Origin of the sequence: Bacillus cihuensis (assembly GCF_000504145.1) — a bacterium.
Classification (GTDB): domain Bacteria; phylum Bacillota; class Bacilli; order Bacillales; family DSM-1321; genus Peribacillus; species Peribacillus huizhouensis.
In genome coordinates this window covers 389,881-408,181 of sequence record NZ_KI632497.1, presented here as the reverse complement: position 1 = coordinate 408,181, position 18,301 = coordinate 389,881, and the positions used below count along the sequence as shown (strand labels likewise).

Here is an 18,301-nt window from a genome sequence, read left to right as displayed (position 1 = left end):
ATGAACATGATAAAACCGGCACGCCTTCAAAAAGGGGATACAGTAGGAGTCATTGCACCAGCGAGTCCGCCTGATCAAGAAAAAGTTAAACAAGCTCTTTCTTTTTTTACAGAGCTAGGTTTACATTATAAGCTTGGAAAAAACATAGAATGCCAGTATGGTTATTTAGCAGGTAGTGATGAAGAAAGAGTGGAAGATGTGCATAGTATGTTTTTAGATCCAAGTGTAAAAGCCATCTTTTCAGCACGTGGAGGATATGGGACGCCGCGTATTGCTACTCAAATCGATTATGAAATCGTAAAAAATAACCCCAAAATTTTTTGGGGATACAGTGACCTTACTTTTTTGCATAACGCATTTATTCAAAAAGCAGGACTTGTCACATTTCATGGTCCGATGCTAAGTTCAGATTTAGGTGGTGATTCAATCGATCCTTTAACCAAATCACGATTCATGCAATTGTTTGATTCACAGTCATTTGTATATGATGAAACAATCTCGCCACTTGTAACAGAAATTCCAGGTGAAGCAAGTGGACTGTTAATCGGTGGAAACCTATCACTGTTAGTTAGTACGCTTGGGACGGAATTTGAAATAGATACAAAAGATAAACTGTTATTCATCGAAGATATTCACGAAGAGCCTCGTTCGGTAGACAGAATGTTGAACCAGTTGTACATGTGCGGTAAATTATCTGATGCAACTGGAATATTAGTAGGTAACTTTAAAGAATGTGAGCCATCACACTCCCTCTCGCTTACTTTAGCTGAAGTTTTACAGCACTACATGAAACTTGCTAATAAACCAGCGGTATCAGGTTTTCAGATTGGTCATTGTACCCCACATGTGGCCATTCCATTAGGAACGTTTTCAAAACTCGATGCCAGTAATCGTAAAGTAATTATTGAAAGTGGTGTTAAATGATAGGAGTGAAGCTAGAAGGTAAAAAGTTAGTGTTGAACAACTGAGACAAATTTTATGAAACAAGCTGTGATAATGGAAGTATAAGATGTAAAGATGGACGTCAAAAGAGGTTGTTTAAGGAGATGGCGTAGAGAGCATTGAATCTCCTGGGTGTTTAAATACAACTGACAAATTCCGAGTACATTTTCCAGGAAATAAAAAAGATTTTGTTATCAAAAGTACATGATAGCAGTTGATACACTAAGTATGATGGATGTGATGCGTTTTTACCCCGTATTAACGGGTAGTAATACCCCGCTGATTAAAATTTTACATTATAATTTAAGGTAAGTAATGAATGGAAGAGGGTGTCTCAAGGGGCATCCTTTGCTTTTGTATGACATTCCTTTGTTTTGAAGAAAACTGAAACTTATTCTTGCTTCCTTCGTAAAAGAATTATTCAGAATAAATCATCCGCCTATGACTGATTACCTACTACAAATTTTAGATTGAGTAAAAAATTTCAAAATGTAGCGATTAAAGCAATGAAAGGACTGTCATTTAATGAAAACTTCTTTTTCAACTAATATAAGGGGGCGGATAAACAAAATCAGAAACTTTATTCTGATCGCTATTATACTAGGTGCCATTTATATAGCGTTTTTACACAACAATATTCATCAAGCCATTCAAAAAGAAGCTTTCAATCATGCTGATTATTTAATCGTGTTAGGTGCTCAAGTAAGAGGCACTGTCCCATCGCTTGCTCTACAATATCGAATAAATACGGCGGCAGACTATTTAACTAAAAACAAGTCGACGATTGCCATTGTGTCAGGTGGTCAAGGGAATGGTGAAGATATTAGCGAAGCGGAAGCGATGAAGCAGGGATTGGTCAAATATGGAATTGATGAATCGCGAATCATTATGGAGGATCGTTCGACAAGTACCTATGAAAATATAAAATATTCAAAACTCCTTATACCCAAAGGGGCTGTGCGAGGGTTTATAGTCACAAATGATTTTCATGTTTACAGGGCTGAGAAAATTGCAGCTAGTCAAGGGTTAAAATTACAAGGAATTTCAGCAGAGACACCAAAAGTTGTTCTAGTAAAATCTTATATACGTGAATATATGGCGATTACGAAATTTTACGGTACAGAGTTGCTGCGAGTTACTCATTTTTGGGAGAATTAATTTGCTCAACATTGATTCAAAAAAGAGGGTTCTCAACCAAAGGGGATTAGTACCCTTTGGTTTTAGAAACCCTCCTATTCATTAAATCGCCCAATCCCCATTACGGAAGACAGGTTCGCTTGTTCCATCTGGTTTGATGCCGTCGATGTTCATTTTGTCAGAGCCAATCATGAAGTCAACGTGGGTAAGGCTGTGGTTCAAGCCTTTCTCAGCAAGTTCTTCTTGAGACATTTGCTTGCCACCTTCGATACAAAAAGCATAGGAGCTTCCGATCGCTAAATGGTTAGATGCATTTTCATCGAATAAAGTGTTGAAGAAAAGAACATTTGATTGTGAAATCGGTGAATTGAAAGGAACAAGAGCGACTTCTCCGAGATAATGCGAACCTTCGTCTGTTTCTATTAATTTTTTTAAGATTTCTTCTCCTTGTTCCGCTCTTACTTCTACGATTCGCCCTTCTTTGAAGGTAACGCTGAAGTTGTCGATGATATTGCCGCCATAGCTTAGTGGTTTCGTACTTGCGACCGTTCCATTGACTCCAGTTTTAAGCGGGACCGTAAATACTTCTTCGGTTGGCATATTTGCCATGAATTCGTGCCCTTTTTCGTTGATGCTGCCTGCACCTACCCAAAGGTGAGTTTTGGGAAGTTCAATCGTAAGATCAGTGCCAGGAGCTGTGTAATGTAGTTTTTCATAGCGTTTTTCGTTCAAATAATCAACTTTTTCATGAAGAGTTTCATCGTGATTTTTCCAAGCTTCGATTGGGTTTTCTACATCAGTACGAGTGGCCTTGAAAATCGCCTCCCATAGTTTATGTATCCGGTTATCCTTTGCTTCTTCAGGAAATACTTTATCTGCCCAAGCTTGTGAAGGTACAGCGACAATAGACCAGCTTACTTTATCAGATTGCATATATTGCCGCCATTTTTGTAAAGCGGTTGCTGAAGCTTTTTGAGCATTAGCAATTCGCTCAGGGTCAATTCCTTTTAACAGATCAGGACTAGAAGAAATGACTGAAAGGTATGCTGCTCCATTTTCAGCAAGTTCGATCGTTTCTTGCGCGCGCCAATGAGGATATTCCGTAAACACCTTATCTGGTGCTAGTTCATATTTTGTACGGTTAACAGAATCATCATGCCAGTTTACGATGACGTTGTATGCTCCTGCTTCATAGGCTTTTTTTACAATAAGGCGAACAAGCTCAGCGCCTTCTAATGTTGTATTCACAACAAGTGTTTGATTAGGCTGGACATTGACACCAACTTTAACAGCCAGCTCAGCGTAGTTTTCTAACTTTAATTGAAAGTCATTCATTATTAACATACACTCCTTAAGTACAGATATTATAAACAAAATCTTCCTTTATCCCGGATTAACAGCATGTATACCCCCGATTGGTTCAACTAACCATTAGTGGGGGATGGAAAAACCCGCCACTGATGGAAGTTTCACTTTATATTGTATCGATAGTTTATAAAAAAAGAAACTTTTTGCAATATAATCCTACTGAAAATTGGATGAAGTACGAAAAAACCTGCTCCATCTATGGAACAGGTTTTTTGTATAGGAAGGTTATTCCTACTTCGTTACTTATCGTACACCTTTCATTTGTCGTTGAATGACAGGTGAGATGAGGAATAAAATAATTCCTAGTACAATGGCAATACCACCGATAACTCCGAAATAAAGAATTTCCGTTTTCTCTGTATATAATTTAACGACTTGAGCGTTAATGGCCTGAGCTGAAGCATTTGTTAGGAACCAGAGGCTCATCGTTTGAGCAGAGAAAGCTTGCGGTGCTAATTTAGTAGTTGCTGACATTCCGACAGGTGATAAGCATAATTCTCCAAGTACGACTAGGAAAAAGCTTAGAACGAGCCATAGTGGATTTGCAAGACTTTCTGTACCATTTAAGTAAGCTGGGAAAATCATGACAATAAAGGATAAGCCGGAGAAAAACAACCCTAGTGAAAACTTCTTCGGTGTTGAAGGCTGACGGTCTCCTAAACGAATCCAAAACCAAGCGAATACAGGCGCCAAGAAAACAATGAATAATGGATTCAATGATTGAAACCAAGACGATTGTAGTTTGATTCCTGCAAATTCCAGTTGTGTTCGATCGTTTGCGTATGTGGCTAATATATTTGAACCTTGTTCTTGAATAGCCCAAAACATCATTGCAGCAATAAATAATGGGATATAGGCAAGTAATCGGGAACGTTCATCTGAGTTCGTTTTCGGGCTACGGTACATGAAAATGAAAAACGCAGCTGGAATAAGGATCCCTAATATACTAACTATGAAAATAAAGCGTTCAATAGTTAGGTACCCAGTGTTAATACCAATTGCTCCAAGTATGACGATAATTACTACGCCAAGCCCAATTGAACCGAATACTTTGAATCGATCTTCTTTTGCCAGTGGATTCGGTACATGTTGCCCTGCAAGACCAAGATTTTTCTTCCTTGTCAGGAGATATACGATAAGTCCAATAAACATCCCAACCGCAGCAATTGCGAAACCGAGGTGGAAATTATATGTTTGTCCAATTGTTCCGACAATTAATGGTGCAAGAAAACCACCGAGGTTAATCCCCATGTAATAAATGCTAAAACCTGAATCTCGGCGTATATCATTATCGCTGTATAAATCTCCAACAACACTAGAAACATTCGGTTTTAGAAGACCTGTCCCAATAATGATAAAAGCCATAGACACAAATAAAGCTGTAGCACTGCCAGGGAATGACAAGATAATATGGCCGATCATGATTAAAATACCACCATAAAAAACCGTTCGGGCAGTCCCTAATAGGCGATCGGCAATCCATCCTCCGATAATACCAGACATGTACACTAATGAACCATAGATGGCCATAATGGAGTTTGCTGTAGTACGATCAAGGCCAAGTCCACCTTGAGTTACTTCATAGTACATGTAGAAAATTAGGATGGCTCTCATGCCATAGTAAGAAAATCGTTCCCAAAACTCTGTGAAAAAGAGAGTGAATAACCCTCTAGGATGTCCGAAGAAACCGGTTTGAGGAACACTCCGGATTATCTCATCCTTGTCTTTACTATTCATTATAAACTCCCCCCAATTTGGGTTTACTGCATGCTTACATATTGAAAACAATTTAAAGTAGCATCTAATTGCTACTAAATGGAGCGTTTCTAACATACAGCTATATATTAATTTTGACTAAAAATAGTCTACGTATTAATATACACTTTTTTTAAAAAAATTAAACACTTTCGACAATATTTCTATATTAAAATAATATTATGAATATTTTGTTGTGAAAAAATGATAGCGTTATAGTGTGCGTAATAACAATGATTTTATGAGATAAAAGGGAAAATAAAAAATCAGATATTTGGGGGAAATAATAAAAAGTTTTTTTGTAGTGAGGGGATATAATTATTTTAATATTATTTTAAAAAAGAATGAGGTACATAGATTAAAACACTCGATAAAGAAGAGTTAGAAATCTTTATCGAGTGCCGAATGGGAATTCAAGCAGTAAGAGCCAGATAAGTTTTACTTATCGAGATTAATCCATACGCTCTTTACTTCTGTATAATTATTTAAAGCATAGGATCCCATTTCACGGCCCATGCCAGATTGTTTGTATCCGCCAAATGGAGAAGCAGCATCAAATGCGTTATAACAATTGACCCATACGGTTCCAGCGCGCAATTTACTTGCTACATAATGAGCGTTCGCGATATCGCGAGTCCAAAGCCCTGCTGCTAATCCGTACTCACTAGCATTAGCCCGGTTAATCACATCATCCAAATCTTCATAAGGCATGGCTGCAATTACTGGACCGAAGATTTCCTCTTTGGCAATGGACATGTCATCTTGAACGGAAGCGAAGATGGTAGGGGATACAAAATATCCACCATCTTGCGGTTTATTACCGCCAACAAGAACTTCTGCACCTTCATTTACTCCTTTTTCAATATATCCAAGAACACGATCTTGTTGAGCTTGTGAAACGAGAGGGCCGATTTGTGTAGTTGGATCCAGTCCTTTTCCTTGTTTAATGTTTTTAGCATGTGAAACCATGTCACTAACGACATTATCATAATGCTTCTTTTGAATAAATACTCTTGACCCAGCACAGCAAACTTGGCCTTGATTAAACATGACTCCATTAAGTGCGCCTGGGATTGCTTTTTGGAAATCGGCATCTGGAAGGATAATATTCGGTGATTTTCCTCCGAGTTCTAGTGTCACACGTTTTAATGAATAAGAAGCAGACCTCATGATAGATTTGCCAACTGCTGTTGATCCAGTAAATGCGATTTTATCAACGAGAGGATGGTCAACTAGTGCTTGTCCAGCAGTTTCACCGAATCCAGGTAATATATTAATTACACCATTGGGGAACCCAGCTTCATCGATTAATTCTGCTAAATAAATGGCTGATAGTGGTGTTTGTTCGGCAGGCTTTAATATGATTGTACATCCAGTAGCTAGGGCTGCACCTAATTTCCACATAGCCATAAGTAGAGGGAAATTCCAAGGGATAATTTGCCCAACGACACCGACTGCTTCGTGGCGGGTGTAGTTAAAATAATTTCCGTCAACTGGTATAGTTTGACCAACGATCTTCGTTGACCAACCAGCATAATAGCGCATATGTTCAATAGCGAGTGGGACGTCTGCGTTGGTTGTTTCATTTATAGGTTTCCCGTTATCTAATGTTTCTAATTGTGCTAATTCGAGTTTATTTTCTTCCATTAAATCGGCTAACTTGTACATAAGCCTACTTCTGTTAGCTGCGCTCATACGTGACCAAGGTCCATTATCAAATGCATTGCGAGCTGCATGAACAGCTAGGTTAATATCCTCTTTGTCTGCCTCGTATACATCGGCCAATTTCTCGCCAGTAGCAGGGTTTGGAGTCGAAAATGTTTTTTTGGATATACTTTCAACAAACTCCCCATTAATATAAAGTTTTTTAGGTCTTTGCAAGAATTTTTGCAATTTTTCACTGATTTCTAGCGTAAGATTTGACATGAATACCCTCCTTGAATGATTGTTTGGTATTTTGCAAATCATGATGTAAGAAAAACGTAAATTTTGAAAGAAACTTCAAAAACCCGTCAATCCTATTGTACTGTAAATTATTGGGATATAAAATAGAAAAATTGCGACAAAACTTTGTAAAAATACCAAATAAATATCTTATGAGCGGAAGAATAATGTGGAAATGTATGACTACTTGCAGGTTTTTGTTAGAATTTTGATAAAAATATCTGGGAAGTGAAAAAAAGACATAAAAAAACAGCTGTTGTATATACGAACAGCTGATGCTATACTAAAAAAGTCTATTATTTAAAAATGTTAACGAATATAAATATCCTCATTTAATCATACATGATATATAGCTGTTTGTCAATAGCTATTTTGAGGTTCAAAGTTTTTAGGTGTTGAAAAAGCAAGGTAACTATGAAAAACTGCCTTACGTTGTTAAGGTATACGATTTTTTTAGATTGGGGGATGTTTTATGACGAATTGGGAAAATGAAAGAGAATGTGAGCAAAAGCGGATAGAGGTTGTGATTGACAAAGTAACTAAAATGGAACATCAATTGAAACAATCTGCAGGTGAAGCAACTTCAGATATAGTATCAATTCGCAAACGTTTTTGGGAAGATGTATCAGTTAATGTGGAAAATGAGGATGAAACAATTGAAACTGTTGCGAGCATCAATCAGCAAACAGAATTGCTTTCTGAAAGAGAGCGGAGACAAAAGCATTCAATGAAGCAAATTGCTGTTTTAAATCGCCTTCAAACATCTCCGTATTTTGCTAGAATTGACTTTCATGAAAAAGACATGAAAGAAAGGGAGCAAATATATATTGGAATCGGCACTTTTTATGATGAAGAGCGTGAAGAGTTTCTGATTTTTGATTGGCGTGCTCCAATCTCTAGTGTATATTATGATTTTGCACCTGGCCCTGCCACATATACGGCACCTAGTGAAAAGGTAAGTGGAGAGTTACTCCTAAAACGTCAATTCATCATACGTAATGGTGTTTTAGAGGGAATGTTTGATACGGGTGAAGCAATCCGGGATGATTTGCTTCAGGAGGTACTCGGTAAGCAAGCGAACACTCAAATGAAAAGTATTGTCGCGACTATTCAAAGAGAACAAAATATTATTATTCGTAATGAAAAGAGTCGCCTCTTACTTGTCCAAGGAGCAGCTGGGAGTGGAAAAACTTCTGCAGCCATGCAAAGAATTGCTTATTTATTGTATAGATATCGTGAGGGAATGAGTGCTGAGAATATTTTATTGTTTTCACCAAACCCTCTTTTTAATAGTTACGTAGCGAATGTTTTGCCTGAGCTTGGTGAAGATAATATGCAGCAGACGACCTTTCAACAATATTTGCTTGCAATGCTCGGAGAAAAATTTGAAATTGAAGATGTATTCGACCAACTAGAATTCGTGCTGAATAATAAGGGAAGTCTGAAATATACAACTAGAATGAATAGCATCCAATATAAATCGTCACTCAATTATTTACAAGGCATGAATGAATATTTGGAAACGTTGAAGAGCGAAGGATTAGTATTTAAACATATTAAAGTTCGTGGAAAGCTCCTTGTGTCAGCGATGGAAATTTCCAAGTACTTTTATGAACTAGGTAGTGAAAAATCGATCCCTAATCGTTTACAGATAGTTTCTGGCTGGTTATTGAAAAAAATCAAAAAGTTTGAAAAGTTAGAGAGGAAAGAAGCATGGGTCGAAGAAGAAATCCAATATTTAGAAAAAGAAGACTATCTGAGAAGCTATCGGATTGCAAATAAACAACAAGATGAGCGAGATTCTTTTGATGAGGTGGAACAAGAGCAAAGAATTCTTAGTGAATATGTCGTAAAAAAGCGATTTAAACCATTGTACAGGAAAATAAAGTCACTCGATTTTCTTGATGTTCGCTCCATTTACAAAAAAATGTTAGAAACAGAATGGCCGGTTACCGACTGGAAGGAAATTCGAAGTTTAACCATACATGAACTTAGTAATGGTAGATTGTTATACGAAGACGCGACACCTTTTTTATATATGAAAAAACAATTAGAAGGCTTTGCGACCAATTCACAAATTCGATTTCTATTTATTGATGAGGCCCAAGATTATTCACCATTTCAGTTTGCCTTTTTAAAGAATTTATTTCCAAAAAGTAAACTGACTATTTTAGGTGACTTTAACCAAACGATCTATGCGCACGGAAACAATGAAGGTTTGGACATTTTAACTTATTTGTTCGAGAAAAATGAAACAGAAAAGGTAATTTTGAATAGAAGCTATCGTTCAACGAAGGAAATTGTTGAATTTACAAAAAGTCTACTTTTAGATGGGAGTCAAATAGAACCGTTTAACCGTCAAGGAAAAAAACCTGTACTCGTATATTGTGAAAATCAGGAGCATCATACATCAGAGGTTTTGAAAAAAACAAAGGAATTTATAGAATCTGGGCATAAAACGATTGCGATTATTTGTAAAACACAAGCAGAAACGATTCTTGCATATGAAGAATTGAAGGGGAAAATGGAACTTAAGAGAATAGGGGTTGGAAAAACTACATTTACTGATGGAGTGATGATCATCCCTTCATATTTGGCAAAAGGAATAGAATTTGACGCTGTCATTATCTACAATGCCTCAGAGGATCAGTATGGTCTGGAAAGTGAACGAAAACTGCTATACACCTCTTGTACACGCGCTATGCATGAATTATGTATTTGTTTTACCGGTGAGATGAGTCCATTTATCCCGCATTAACGGAAAGTCAAGACTTCCACTTCAAAAGGCTTAGAGGAATCTAAGAAGCATAGGTGGGGGTTAACTGCCTAATCTAGTTGCGGCTCCTAGCCCCTCGAGGTCATAATCTGTAATACTCTGTGGTAAACTACGCCACGCCGTATTCCATCTTATGCTTGTCGGGGCTGGGCAGTCGCCTCGCTTTTTGACGTAAAAGCCCGATTGGTGAGATACAGTGAAACTTACCGAGAAGTTGCGCAGAGGTTTAGTTTGCGCCCACAGGATGTGGGTCACTTAGACGAATACATGAGGATGCTGCGTACTTAGTCTGAGTTCGTTGAACCTTAGTTCGTATTGTCGATTGGTCAAAGCGAAAGCGAAGATCTTAGCGACAGTAGAACGGGACTAACAATCAAGCCCCCACTGATTGAAGTTTCAGCTTATTAATCGGCTTCAAGGGAGCTTTTGAGTAAGCAAATTAACGCTATGGTCGATCTCTTTATGGTAAAATAACGAAGTATTTATAGTGAAATTATCGTTTGTTCAGGAGGACTGTCATGGAAGGGAAAACAAAAACAATTTCTAATCGCAGGTTGCTTGGCGTAGCTGGACTCGGTTGGATGTTTGATGCGATGGACGTTGGTATGCTGTCATTTATTTTGGTGGCATTACAAGCAGAATGGCATTTGACGAGTCAACAAGTGGGCTGGATTGGAAGTATTAATTCGATAGGTATGGTGTTTGGTGCCTTACTTTTCGGAATAATGGCTGATCGTATTGGAAGAAAGCAAGTGTTTATCATTACCCTACTATTATTTTCTATTGGCAGTGGCGTATCAGCACTTGTTACATCTTTGGCTTTATTTTTAGTACTGCGCTTTTTTATTGGGATGGGGCTGGGCGGAGAGCTTCCAGTTGCTTCAACGCTAGTTTCAGAAAGCGTACCTGCTGAAAAAAGAGGGAAAGTGGTTGTTTTACTCGAAAGCTTTTGGGCGTTGGGCTGGCTTATTGCTGCTTTAATCTCCTATTTTGTTATTCCTGAATACGGATGGAGAATCGCGTTGATTTTAAGTGCTCTTCCCGCGTTTTATGCCCTATATTTACGCTTGCATCTACCGGATTCTCCAAAGTATGTTGCCCTTGAGAAGAAGAGGAAGCCAACGATTAAGGAAAATATCAAGAGTGTGTGGGCAAGAGAACATAGGCAACAAACTCTTGTAGTATGGATTCTATGGTTTTGTGTTGTGTTTTCTTATTACGGAATGTTTTTATGGCTTCCGAGTGTTATGGTAATGAAAGGATTTAGTTTGATCAAAAGTTTTGAGTATGTGCTAATTATGACCTTAGCTCAGCTACCTGGGTATTTTACCGCAGCATGGTTAATTGAACGACTGGGCAGAAAATTCGTTCTTGTCACGTATTTAACTGGAACAGCCGTAAGTGCCTATTTCTTCGGAGCTGCAGAGGGACTACCGATGCTCATCACGTCGGGGATGCTATTATCATTCTTTAATTTAGGAGCATGGGGTGCGCTTTATGCGTATACTCCTGAACAGTATCCGACAACGATTCGAGGAACTGGAGCGGGGATGGCTGCTGCTGTTGGGAGAGTTGGTGGAGTTTTAGGGCCGCTTCTAATCGGATATTTTGTTGCAGCGGGAACTTCACTTAATGTTGTTTTTACTATTTTTACAATTGCAATCTTGTTGGGAGCATTTGTTGTGTTAGTTTGGGGGAAAGAAACAAAAAACACTGTTTTACAGGATGAATAAGACGTCTATTGACTTAAATTGGAATACATCGTATAATGGCATTAACATAAATAATTTATAATTCTTATCCAGAGAGGTGGAGGGACTTGGCCCAGCGATACCTCGGCAACAGACTCACATGAGCACTGTGCCACATCCAACAAGCGAAGGCTTGGAAGATAAGAAGAGTCTAATGATCGTGCAATTAAGCCTCTTCTTGTTTAAGAAGAGGCTTTTCGTATTTCTAGTTGTAATCTAACTGTATTAAAAGGCTATATTTCTCACAAACTGGTCGTATGATCGTTTTAATTTACTAAAATAATGTTTGAAGTGCTTGTAGGGATGGTATATAAAGTTGTTGAAGAAATTTTATATTAAATAAGCTTGTTAAATAATCATTTATTAAAATAAAGGCAATGTTAAAGCTCATTGTTGATTTGGGGCACGAGCGATAGGCGTGTGACTCCTTAGAAAAGCTAGTCAAAGGGGAGAACCCACAGGCGCACAGCGCAGAGGAGGCTCCCGGACCGCCCGCAAATGCTGCCGCCTTATGTTCCAATCAACAGGCAAGTTTAACAGAGCCAAAATAAAAAATAGTGAAGTAAAGTAAGAGGTGTACGGAATGTCAGAAATTATGAAGATGATTGAAAATAAAAAAGCGTTATTAATCGAACTATTATTATCCCACGGAGTGTATAAAACGTCCGATCAAAAACATTTATATGATGTATCCTTAAATATTTTAGAAAAAGAATTTGCACAAATACAAAATAAAGAGCATTCTTCTATTAAAAATATTGTCACTTAGCAGAGGATGCCAAATTAAATATATCGATTAGCTAATTTTATTAAAGAGGATGTCCAAAAAGAGTCTGATCCAGCACACACTACATCGTTTAATGTGTTACAATACACGTCATTTAAACTGTAAGTAGTAGTTGTGGGAACTGATCTTATATATTGGACATCCTCTTTGTTTTGTCCGTTTAGATTGATTCCTTACTTTACAAATGTATAAAATGTATAAAATGTGACAATTTTGCGAATTCTATAATAATGAAGTGGAACTTTTATTGTAAAATATTGCTTTTATTTGAAGATAACTCTAAAATTATTTTAAAATAAGTCAAAAAGGTGATGGAGTGTGAGGTAGTGATGGAATCTTTCCTTCAATTATCCATTGAAATTGAAAAAAAGCGTGAAGAAATGATTAAGCTAGCAAAGGGTTTTGGACTTTCAAATAAGCAAACAATTAGAGCGAGTCAAGAGCTTGACACATTAATAAATATCTTCAACATTACGCCGTTCAAGGATGTACAATATGGTAAAGATTACTAGAAGATGTATCGAAATAGTCATATATAAGAGGATGTTTGGAAAGGTGAGATCTCGTACTAACACATAAAGTATAATGTGACCAGTGACGAGCTTCCGATTTGACATCCTTTTGTTATCCCGGATTAACGGATGAAAGCCCCCCACTGATTGAAGTTTTACTTAAACCTATTTTCGTGTATCACTCTTTTTCCTAAAATGATTAAATCTCGTTCGATGCCGTCGAGCAAGGCGATTTTTTGCAGATTACCCCACCTTTCGAAACCGAATTTCTCAAACAATTTAATGCTTGGTGCATTGTGACCGAATACGAAACCGAGTATTGTAGCAATGTTTAAAGATGGACATAAATCAATGGCTTTCTGGATAGCAAGTCCACCAAGACCTTTCCCGCGAAACGAATCATCCAAATAGATACTTATTTCAGCAGTTGTGTTATATGCAGGTCTTCCATAAAACGATTGGAAGCTTAGCCAACCGGCAGTCTGATCATCTAACGTTATTACAAATAATGGTCTTTTATCAGGAATGTGATCATGAAACCAAGCTAGTCTTGATTCAACGGATACCGGCAAAATGTCAGCTGTTACCATTCTCGAAGCTATGGTTGAATTGTAAATTTCCACTATTCTTGGCAAGTCCTCTAATGAAGCAAGTCGAAATTGTAATGAATGATCCATGTGCAATACCCCTTCTTGGTGAATGAAAATATTTTTTGAATGAAGGACATGGGGCAGGGCTTTGTGACTTATTACTAAAGCCGATCTTTGACTTTAGGATATACAGATTTTATTTTAGAAGATACCTTAAAATCCGACTCCGCACCGCCACCATTGTCATTAGCTGGTTGTAGCGTGCTACATGATTAATCCTTCATGGTAAATGGTGGCGTTTTAACGCCATACAAGTTTGTAAGCATATCATACATGAAATATAAAATGATTGGTAGCGTGATATTTCTTTTTTAAAAGAGATTATGCTATTTACTAGAAGGTCTAAGAAAAATTACGTCCCTATGTATTGTTCACCAGAAAATTAAAACTTCAGTTACTACGGGTATTTTCGATATATGTAAAGTAAAATAAGAGATGGGCAGTGAGCTTGTTTATCTTGTTTGATTTAGACCGATTATGGTCGTTTAGCTAAAAATTAAACCTTTTGGGAAATGGTTACTGCTCGTAAAAAGAGATTGAATTGGACAGGGGAGTTTGAATAATGGAAGAACAGAAATATTGCAGAGATTCACTTGTGGTAAAAACAAGTTTAGTATTACCACCGGATACGAACAATAATGGAACGATGTTTGGTGGAAAATTAATGGCCTACATAGATGATGTAGCGGCTATTTCTGCAATGCGTCATTCAAGAAGATCTGTTGTTACGGCATCAACGGATTCTGTCGACTTTCTCCATCCAATCCATGAAGGAAATGCTGTCTGTTTAGAGGCATTTGTCACTTATACAGGCAGAACTTCGATGGAAGTAGTTGTCAAGGTAATTGCAGAGGATTTGCTTTCTGGTAGTCGGAATTTATGCGTAATTTCATTTTTGACATTCGTTGCTCTAGATGAAAATGAAAAACCAACATATGTGCCTAGTATTATTCCGCAGTCTGAGATGGAGAAAAAACTATATGAATCAGCTGTGGTGAGAGCAGAAGCGAGAAAAAAACGAAGAGAAGATACAAAAGCAATTGCCGATATTTTTGGGACTCACCGACTTTAAAAAACAGAGCGACCTTAAAAAAGGTCGTTTTTGTTTTGGACAATAAAGTTTGGGTTTCATGAAACTATCTTTCGACTACATAGACCATCTTTAATAAAGGCTGTTTTCACATACTTTGTTCCTTTTCAATCATTTTTACACTAATAACCCGGGTTGATTTCCGTTGCAGGTACTCGCTTTCCGCGGGCGGTCTCAGAAGCCTCCTCAGTGCTTTGCACTTGCGGGGTCTCCCTCAACACGCTTTTCCCGCAGGAGTCTCGCACCTTCCACTACAATCAACATTTGTTCGAATTGGTTTCTTGCTAAAAACAACAATCTTTACGAAAAGAGCCTTAATATAAGAACTAGAAATGAGTTTCCTCTTGTGTTGATTATTAATATGTACATGAAAGAAGTAGGGAAGTGAAGTTTTAATTTACTAGAGAATTGTTGAGAGAATGTTCTATATTAAAGCCGTTTACATAAAGATAAGAATAGGAATTTATTTATCGCCTTTAATAAAATAATCGTACTTTAAGAATGTGAGATGCTTAACTCGGCGTCTAGGTATAAATTTTGTTCATCTCATTCAGTTCGTAATAAAAGTATAAATAAGCAGCTCGTGTATTTATCGGAAAAAGTTCTATTAATAAATAGTTCATATTCATTTTGCTAATAGACAATAAAGGAGAATCAAATTCGATGGAGAAACCAATCCTGCAAATCGAGAATCTAACCACTTCGTTTAAAATAAAAGAAAAGTATTATCCAGCAGTCGATCATGTTTCTTTTTCAGTATTTGAAAATGAAATCGTAGCAGTTGTTGGCGAATCAGGATGTGGAAAGAGTGCATTAGCTCTATCGATTATGAGATTGCATAATCACCAACGGACGAAGATCGAAGGAGAAATCAAGTATAAAGAAAGAAATCTGGTTGATTTTTCTGAAAGGCAAATGAATCAAGTACGGGGAAAAGAGATAGGGATCATCTTCCAGGAACCTTTAACTGCTTTGAATCCATTAATGACGGTTGGAGATCAAATTGAAGAAAACTTGACTTTTCATACAAAGCTATCGAAAGAAAAAAGAAGACTAAGAACGATAGAATTATTAACACAAGTAGGAATACCGTATCCTACACGTACTTATGATCAATTTCCGCATGAATTATCAGGTGGAATGAGGCAAAGGGTTATGATATCTATTGCTATTGCTTGTAATCCATCTCTAGTAATAGCAGATGAGCCTACTACTGCGTTAGATGTAACAATACAAGTTCAAATCTTGGAATTGCTCAAATCCATTCAGATAGATACGAAAATGGGTATTATCTTGATTACTCATGATTTGAGTGTGGTTGCAGAGGTAGCAGATAGAATTATTGTTATGTATGCTGGACAAGTTGTTGAGATTGGAACAGTCAAACAAATATTTGCTAATCCATTACATCCATACACTAGGTCGTTATTAAAATCCATTCCCTCACAAGTAACAAATAAAAAACGGTTACATGTGATAGATGGAATGGTTCCGTCCATTGTAAATATGAACCGAGAAAGATGCAGGTTTAGTCCCCGGATCCCATGGATATCTCGTAATGCTCATGAGGAATCTCCAGATTTACATGAAGTCGCTCCCGAGCATTTAGTACGTTGCACATGCTACAAACATTTTTATTTTAAAGGATCGTAAAGGGGGAAGATAGCATATGGTCTTACTTAAAATAGATGATTTAAAAGTCCACTTCCCAATCCGTGGTGGTGTTTTTAAAACAATCTCTGATTACGTAAGGGCGGTAGATGGTGTTAGTTTTGAACTGAAAGAGGGTGAAACATACGGTCTTGTTGGAGAATCTGGTAGTGGAAAATCAACGATTGGAAAAGCAATTTTGAAACTAATCAATATGACTTCAGGTCGGATAGTCTTTAATGGACAGGATCTTTCGAAATTTTCCTTTGGTCAAATGAAACCATTTCGACAAGATATTCAAATGATTTTTCAAGATCCATATTCATCACTTAACCCGAGAAAAAGGGTTGCTGATATCATTGCTGAACCTCTGCGGAATTATCAATGTTTGACTGTAGGTGAAGAAAAGAAATGTGTTCAGAATTATTTGGATAAAGTAGGTTTAAATCCAGATTCTATGTATAAATACCCGCATGAATTTTCTGGGGGCCAACGTCAAAGAATCGGCATCGCAAGAGCTCTTACTCTAAAACCTAAATTAATAATTGCTGACGAACCAGTTTCTGCTTTAGATGTTTCTGTACAAGCCCAAGTGTTAAACTTCCTCCAAGATTTGCAAAAAGAGTTTAAATTAACGTATTTATTTATAGGCCATGACTTAGGTGTCATTCGACATATGTGTGACAAAATAGGAGTTATGTATCGTGGTCGTTTGGTGGAAGAAGGAATTAGTGAGGAGATATACGAAAATCCACAGCATATTTATACAAAACGACTGATTGCTGCTATTCCAGAATTAAATCCTGAACGCCACGCGCAAAAAACAGGCTTAAGAAAAAAAATTGCGAAAGAGTATGAGCAGTTATATCCTGAATATTTCGATGATCATGGAAGAGCTTACGACTTAAAACCAATCTCTAACACTCATAGAGTCGCAATGCCGTAGGAGGTAAGAGGGATGTGGAAGTTTATACTAAGGCGTTTTCTTGTGATGATTCCTCAGTTATTTCTTCTAAGTGTAATTGTTTTTGCGTTGGCGAAACAAATGCCAGGGGATGCTTTAACAGGAGTTTCTATGGATCCAAGAATAAGTCCGGAGCGGCTTTACGAATTAAGGGAAAAAGCGGGGTTGAATGATCCTTGGTATGAGCAATATAGAAGGTGGATTTCTGGCATTGCACAAGGTGACTTTGGCAAATCATACACTCATAAAATACCAGTTTCAGAAGTCATTGCAGAAAGAATTTGGAACACTGTATTTTTAGCATTAATAACGCTTATCCTAACCTATTTGCTTGCTATCCCGATGGGGATTGCAAGCGGTCGCTTCAACGACACATGGATTGATAAAGTAGTGACTGGCTATAATTATTTAGGATTTGCGACACCCATTTTTATCTTTGCTCTTATTATGTTATTCGTTTTTGGGTTTTCACTTGGTTGGTTTCCAACTGGAGGTAGTGTGGACTCAAAAGTTGATGCTGGGACATTTGCCTATTATTTAAGTAAACTTCATCATGTCGTTCTTCCAGCTTTAAGTACAGCTCTTATCGCAACAGTAGGCACTGTTCAGTATTTGAGAAATGAAATTATCGATAACAAGTATAAGGATTATACACGTACTGCAAGATCTAAAGGAATTCCCGAAACACAAATTTATACGCGGCACATTTTCAGAAACTCCTTATTACCAATTGCAGCCTTTTTAGGATATGAAATTACTGGATTAGTCGGTGGCACGGTCATTATCGAAACGATTTTTAGTTATCCAGGAGTTGGCCAATTATTTGTAAGTTCTATTGGATTAAGGGATTTTAGTGTTGTAACAGCGATTGTCATGATGCTTGGATTTGCAACTTTGCTAGGTACTCTTCTCTCAGACATCATATTAAGTGTGGTTGATCCTCGTATACGAATTGAATAGAGAGGGGGAAGTTGT

14 protein-coding genes and 1 riboswitch are annotated in these 18,301 nt (G+C 37.4%); of the genes, 10 read left to right on the top strand and 4 right to left on the bottom strand.

Going from position 1 to position 18,301, the window contains the following annotated elements:
- Both V179_RS0120160 and V179_RS28420 read left to right on the top strand, forming a co-directional pair.
- Complete coding sequence (locus V179_RS0120160; RefSeq protein ID WP_028393068.1) at positions 1–924, top strand: S66 peptidase family protein; 924 nt, start codon at positions 1–3, stop codon at positions 922–924.
- A 543-nt stretch (positions 925–1,467) separates the two neighbouring features.
- Entirely contained in the window at positions 1,468–2,100 is a 633-nt protein-coding gene (locus tag V179_RS28420) for a YdcF family protein (RefSeq protein ID WP_051405057.1), read from the top strand.
- Between the two features lie 81 nt (positions 2,101–2,181).
- Here the strand turns inward: V179_RS28420 and V179_RS0120150 are convergent, their stop codons facing one another.
- The 3 genes from V179_RS0120150 to V179_RS0120140 all read right to left on the bottom strand — a co-directional run bounded on the left by V179_RS0120150 (position 2,182) and on the right by V179_RS0120140 (position 7,128).
- The gene (locus V179_RS0120150; RefSeq protein WP_028393067.1) at positions 2,182–3,414 is read right to left on the bottom strand and encodes an aminopeptidase; all 1,233 of its coding nucleotides are present in this window, start codon (positions 3,412–3,414) and stop codon (positions 2,182–2,184) included.
- A gap of 276 nt (positions 3,415–3,690) precedes the next feature.
- Positions 3,691–5,184 carry a peptide MFS transporter gene (locus V179_RS0120145; RefSeq protein WP_028393066.1) on the bottom strand — a complete coding sequence of 498 codons (1,494 nt, stop codon included), beginning with the start codon at positions 5,182–5,184 and terminating at the stop codon, positions 3,691–3,693.
- A gap of 456 nt (positions 5,185–5,640) precedes the next feature.
- On the bottom strand, positions 5,641–7,128 hold the full coding sequence (locus V179_RS0120140; protein WP_028393065.1) for an aldehyde dehydrogenase family protein: 1,488 nt from the start codon (positions 7,126–7,128) through the stop codon (positions 5,641–5,643).
- Between the two features lie 490 nt (positions 7,129–7,618).
- Between V179_RS0120140 and helD the strand changes: the two genes are divergently transcribed.
- From helD to V179_RS28415, 4 genes are all read left to right on the top strand, one after another.
- The gene (gene helD / locus V179_RS0120135) at positions 7,619–9,904 is read left to right on the top strand and encodes an RNA polymerase recycling motor HelD (RefSeq protein ID WP_028393064.1); all 2,286 of its coding nucleotides are present in this window, start codon (positions 7,619–7,621) and stop codon (positions 9,902–9,904) included.
- Between the two features lie 536 nt (positions 9,905–10,440).
- A complete protein-coding gene (locus tag V179_RS0120130; RefSeq protein ID WP_034302078.1) occupies positions 10,441–11,655 on the top strand; it encodes an MFS transporter in 1,215 nt (404 codons plus the stop codon).
- 61 nt (positions 11,656–11,716) lie between these two features.
- Positions 11,717–11,820: riboswitch (SAM riboswitch) on the top strand.
- Between the two features lie 436 nt (positions 11,821–12,256).
- Positions 12,257–12,442, top strand: a complete 186-nt coding sequence (fbpA, locus tag V179_RS0120125; protein WP_028393062.1) for a Fur-regulated basic protein FbpA — start codon at positions 12,257–12,259, stop codon at positions 12,440–12,442.
- Between the two features lie 347 nt (positions 12,443–12,789).
- Positions 12,790–12,972: an aspartyl-phosphate phosphatase Spo0E family protein gene (locus V179_RS28415; RefSeq protein WP_034302075.1), complete on the top strand. Its 183-nt coding sequence runs from the start codon at positions 12,790–12,792 to the stop codon at positions 12,970–12,972.
- Between the two features lie 155 nt (positions 12,973–13,127).
- Here the strand turns inward: V179_RS28415 and V179_RS0120115 are convergent, their stop codons facing one another.
- Positions 13,128–13,649 carry a GNAT family N-acetyltransferase gene (locus V179_RS0120115; RefSeq protein WP_028393061.1) on the bottom strand — a complete coding sequence of 174 codons (522 nt, stop codon included), beginning with the start codon at positions 13,647–13,649 and terminating at the stop codon, positions 13,128–13,130.
- A gap of 535 nt (positions 13,650–14,184) precedes the next feature.
- Here V179_RS0120115 and V179_RS0120110 point away from each other — a divergent pair.
- From V179_RS0120110 to opp4B, 4 genes are all read left to right on the top strand, one after another.
- A complete protein-coding gene (locus tag V179_RS0120110; protein ID WP_028393060.1) occupies positions 14,185–14,694 on the top strand; it encodes an acyl-CoA thioesterase in 510 nt (169 codons plus the stop codon).
- Between the two features lie 681 nt (positions 14,695–15,375).
- Positions 15,376–16,365 (top strand): ABC transporter ATP-binding protein, encoded by a 990-nt coding sequence (locus tag V179_RS0120105; RefSeq protein WP_028393059.1) that lies wholly within the window; start codon positions 15,376–15,378, stop codon positions 16,363–16,365.
- 16 nt (positions 16,366–16,381) lie between these two features.
- The gene (locus tag V179_RS0120100) at positions 16,382–17,308 is read left to right on the top strand and encodes an ABC transporter ATP-binding protein (protein WP_028393058.1); all 927 of its coding nucleotides are present in this window, start codon (positions 16,382–16,384) and stop codon (positions 17,306–17,308) included.
- A 12-nt stretch (positions 17,309–17,320) separates the two neighbouring features.
- Positions 17,321–18,286 carry an oligopeptide ABC transporter permease gene (opp4B, locus tag V179_RS0120095; RefSeq protein ID WP_028393057.1) on the top strand — a complete coding sequence of 322 codons (966 nt, stop codon included), beginning with the start codon at positions 17,321–17,323 and terminating at the stop codon, positions 18,284–18,286.
- The last annotated feature ends 15 nt before the right edge of the window (positions 18,287–18,301 follow it).